At 62.2% G+C, this 3,515-nt stretch carries 6 protein-coding genes and 1 pseudogene; 6 read left to right on the plus strand and 1 reads right to left on the minus strand.

Annotated elements, in window-relative coordinates:
• From EN750_RS24060 to EN750_RS24080, 5 genes are all read left to right on the plus strand, one after another.
• Positions 1-312: phosphoribosyltransferase family protein (locus EN750_RS24060; RefSeq protein ID WP_145967871.1), on the plus strand; the 312-nt coding region annotated here is incomplete at its 5' end.
• A gap of 27 nt (positions 313-339) precedes the next feature.
• Positions 340-609 (plus strand): glutaredoxin 3, encoded by a 270-nt coding sequence (gene grxC / locus EN750_RS24065; protein WP_127397866.1) that lies wholly within the window; start codon positions 340-342, stop codon positions 607-609.
• Positions 610-619: 10 nt separating this feature from the next.
• Entirely contained in the window at positions 620-1,486 is an 867-nt protein-coding gene (locus EN750_RS24070; protein ID WP_127397868.1) for a carbon-nitrogen hydrolase family protein, read from the plus strand.
• Complete coding sequence (locus EN750_RS24075; protein ID WP_023811158.1) at positions 1,483-1,908, plus strand: DUF1178 family protein; 426 nt, start codon at positions 1,483-1,485, stop codon at positions 1,906-1,908. Before EN750_RS24070 ends, EN750_RS24075 begins: the two co-directional genes overlap by 4 nt.
• Before the next feature lie 14 nt (positions 1,909-1,922).
• Positions 1,923-2,585, plus strand: coding sequence for a hypothetical protein (locus EN750_RS24080; protein WP_127322210.1), 663 nt, complete (start codon positions 1,923-1,925; stop codon positions 2,583-2,585).
• Between the two features lie 96 nt (positions 2,586-2,681).
• Here the strand turns inward: EN750_RS24080 and EN750_RS24085 are convergent, their stop codons facing one another.
• Complete coding sequence (locus EN750_RS24085) at positions 2,682-3,167, minus strand: MarR family transcriptional regulator (RefSeq protein WP_127397870.1); 486 nt, start codon at positions 3,165-3,167, stop codon at positions 2,682-2,684.
• Between the two features lie 96 nt (positions 3,168-3,263).
• Here EN750_RS24085 and EN750_RS24090 point away from each other — a divergent pair.
• A pseudogene (locus EN750_RS24090) lies at positions 3,264-3,515 on the plus strand (EamA/RhaT family transporter); the annotation flags it as partial.

The following is a 3,515-nucleotide window of genomic DNA, read 5'->3' on the forward strand; positions in this document are numbered from 1 at the left end:
GTCTCGGTGCTCAGCGAACTGCCCTTCGCCCCCTCGGCGGTGCGGCGCGTGAAACTCACCCGCCAGCAGGTCGGGCTGGAGCGCAGCGAGCGCGAGGAGAATGTGCGGGCGGCCTTTCGGGTACCCGCCGAGGCGGAAATCGAGATCGCCGGCCGCAGGGTGCTTTTGATCGACGATGTCTACACCACCGGCGCCACGGTGCGTTCCGCCACCAAGGCGCTGAAAAGGGGAGGTGCGGCCGCCGTCGACGTGCTGACCTTTGCCCGTGTGTTGCCGGGGGACTTTCGGGCGGACGAGTCCGCGACTATATAAGTCGGCAACGAACAGCGGAAATTCGTCATGGCCGATGTCACGATCTACACCCGTATGATGTGCGGCTATTGCACGGCAGCCAAGCGGCTGCTCGAGCGCAAGGGCGTCGTCTTTACCGAGCACGATGCCTCCTTCTCGCCGGAACTGCGCCAGGAGATGATCTCACGGGCGCATGGCCGCACGACCTTTCCGCAGATTTTCATCGGCGATACGCATATCGGCGGCTGTGACGACCTCCACGAGCTGGAGGCCGAAGGCCGGCTGGACAAACTGCTCGCCAACGGCGCGACGAATTAAGGGAATGACGATGGGTGTTTTCAAAGCCGCTGCGATCCAGATGCGTTCAGGCGAGAGTCCCGAGCGCAACGCGGTCGATCTCGAACGGCTGGTGCGTGAAGCGGCAAGCCAGGGCGCGACCTACATCCAGACGCCGGAAATGACCGGTGCGCTGATCCGCGACAAGGAAGCTCGCGCCGCCTCGTTTACGTCCGAAGACAAGGACATCGTCGTTTCGACCGCGCGCAGATTGGCCAAGGAACTCGGCGTCTTCCTGCATATCGGCTCGACCGCCATCCTGCGGGCCGACGGCAAGCTCGCCAACCGGGCGCTGCTGTTTGGCCCGGATGGTGCTGCGCTCGCCACCTACGACAAGATCCACATGTTCGATGTCGACCTTGACAATGGTGAGAGCTGGCGTGAATCCGCTGCCTACGAACCGGGCACCGAGGCCGTCGTCACCGAGATCGAGGGTGCAAAGCTCGGCTTTGCCGTTTGCTACGATTTGCGCTTTCCGCAATTGTTCCGCGCCGAGGCACTGGCCGGCGCCGATCTACTTTCCGTACCTGCCGCCTTCACCCGTCAGACCGGCGAGGCGCACTGGCACGTGCTGCTCAGGGCCCGCGCCATCGAGAATGGCGCCTATGTCATCGCCGCCGCGCAGGGCGGCCTGCATGAGGATGGCCGCGAGACCTACGGTCATTCGCTGATCGTCGATCCGTGGGGCCGTATCATCGCGGAAGCCGCGCATGACGAGCCTGATGTGATCGTCGCCGAGATCGACCCGGCGCAGTCGCTTGCCGCGCGCAAGAAGATCCCCAATCTCAGGAATGCGCGGGATTTCGCCGTCAATGCCGGCTTGGGCGAGGCGCCGCGGCTCAGGGGTGCAGCCTCTTGATCCGCTTTGCCCTGATCTGCGAGCACGAGCACGAATTCGAAGGCTGGTTCCGCAGCAACGACGATTTCGACACCCAGAAGAAGCGCGGCTTTGTCGATTGCCCCACCTGCGGCTCGCACAAGGTGCAGAAGGCGCTGATGGCGCCGGCTGTCTCCACGGCGCGCAAGCAGGAAACCATAGCGCTCGCCATGGGCGAGGCGCAGAAGCAGGCTTTGGCACAGCTCAAGGCGATGGCCGAGAAGGTGCGCGAGAATGCCGACTATGTCGGCGACAAGTTCGCCGAGGAAGCGCGAAAGATCCATTTCGGCGAGAGCGACCCGCGCGGCATCTATGGCGAGGCGACGCTGGATGAAGCCAAGAGCCTGGCCGAGGACGGCGTCGAGTTCATGCCCATCCCGGTGTTCCCGGACGATCGCAACTGAATTCCGAGGGAGCTTTGCGCGACCCAGAAGCGATTGAGCCGGAACGCAGCATAAGAGCCGTCGTTGGCCGGTTGGCCCGCTGGGCCGCCGTGAAGCTTAGCGGTACCCGAACGGTCGACGGATTGCTCATCATCAGCGACAAGGGCACCGACAAGATCGTCGAGGCGCTTCAGCTTATTCGTGATTTTGATCCAGTGCGCTACAGACGGCTGCTTGGTGACGTAAGACAGGTATTCGTCACAACCCTTCCTGCTTCAGTCGCGCAATGGGCGAACTCCTCCAAGGCGTGCGAATTGGACGAGCGCCATATCATCAGCGAAGAGACGACGCCGGAATTGGTCGCTTCGATTATCGTCCATGAGGCCACCCACGCGCGGCTTATGCGATGCGGTATCGGCTACGAAGAGGCGTTGCGGGATCGCGTCGAGCAGGTCTGTCTGCGTCGAGAAATAGCCTTTGCGGCCAGATTGCCGACAGGAAAGGGCCGGGGCCAGCAAGCTGAAGCGACACTTGAGGCCATGCCGGACTTTTCCGACAAGGCGATGAGTGAGCGAAATCTCAGTGGTTTGCGAGATGCTCTGCTCTACCTCAACATGCCGACCCGGCTTGTCCACCTCACCGTATCATACCAGCGCTGGAAACACCGGCGCCGGTTCTCGCGGCAGCCTATGAACTGACCGGCTAGAGCATTTCACCGTTTCGCGGAAACGGCGAGCTGCTCTAACTATTTGTTTTGAAGCAATTCTAGGCGGAAAACTTTTCCTAGAATTGCTCTAGCCCATACTCCCGATCAATTTCTCAAGCAGCCGAGAGAGCGTCTCCTGTTCCGCCGGCGTCAAGCCCGAGAGAACCTCGTGTTCGTTGGCCACGTGGGCGGTAACGGCTTCATCGATCAAGGCCAGGCCCTTGTCGGTCAGCCGCACGACAATGCCGCGCCTATCGTTGGGATGCGGCCCGCGCAGGATCAATCCGGACGTTTCGAGCCGGTCTAGCCTGTTGGTCATGGCGCCGGACGTCACCATCGTCGCCTCGTAGAGAGCGGTCGGCGTCAGCGCGTAGGGAGAGCCTGAACGGCGCAGCGTTGCCAGCACGTCAAATTCCCCGGACTGCAATCCATAACGGGCAAACAACGGCGCCAGGCGCTCGCGGGCGATCAGCGAGGAGGCCTCGTTCAGCCGCCCGAGCACACCCATTGGCGAGACATCCAGATCGGGCCGCTCCCGCTTCCATTGCTCGATCGCTCTTGCTGCCCTGTCCAATTGTCTCACCATCATATATCTTGACGTTAAGAATCTTTCCATTATCTTATCATAACATGCAATGCCGGCCAAGGGCCGCGCTACAGGATTCGGTCAATGAAACTTCTCTGGGATTCGGCGCTCGGCCTGCTGGTCGTCACCGGCGGCCTGCTCGGCCTGACGCTGCCGTTCGGCAAGCTTGCCACGGCTGCCGACGTGCCGGCCATGGTCTGGGCCTTCGTCATCTCGCTCGGCGCCGGCGGGGTCTTGCTGTGCGTGCTCCTGGCTCGCGGCAAGCGGGTCCGGCTCACCGCGCACAAATTGCGCTATTTCTTCGTGACTGCCGCGGTGTCCTATGCTGTCCCCAAC

Source organism: Mesorhizobium sp. M7A.F.Ca.ET.027.03.2.1, from assembly GCF_003999175.1.
Classification (GTDB): Bacteria; Pseudomonadota; Alphaproteobacteria; order Rhizobiales; family Rhizobiaceae; genus Mesorhizobium.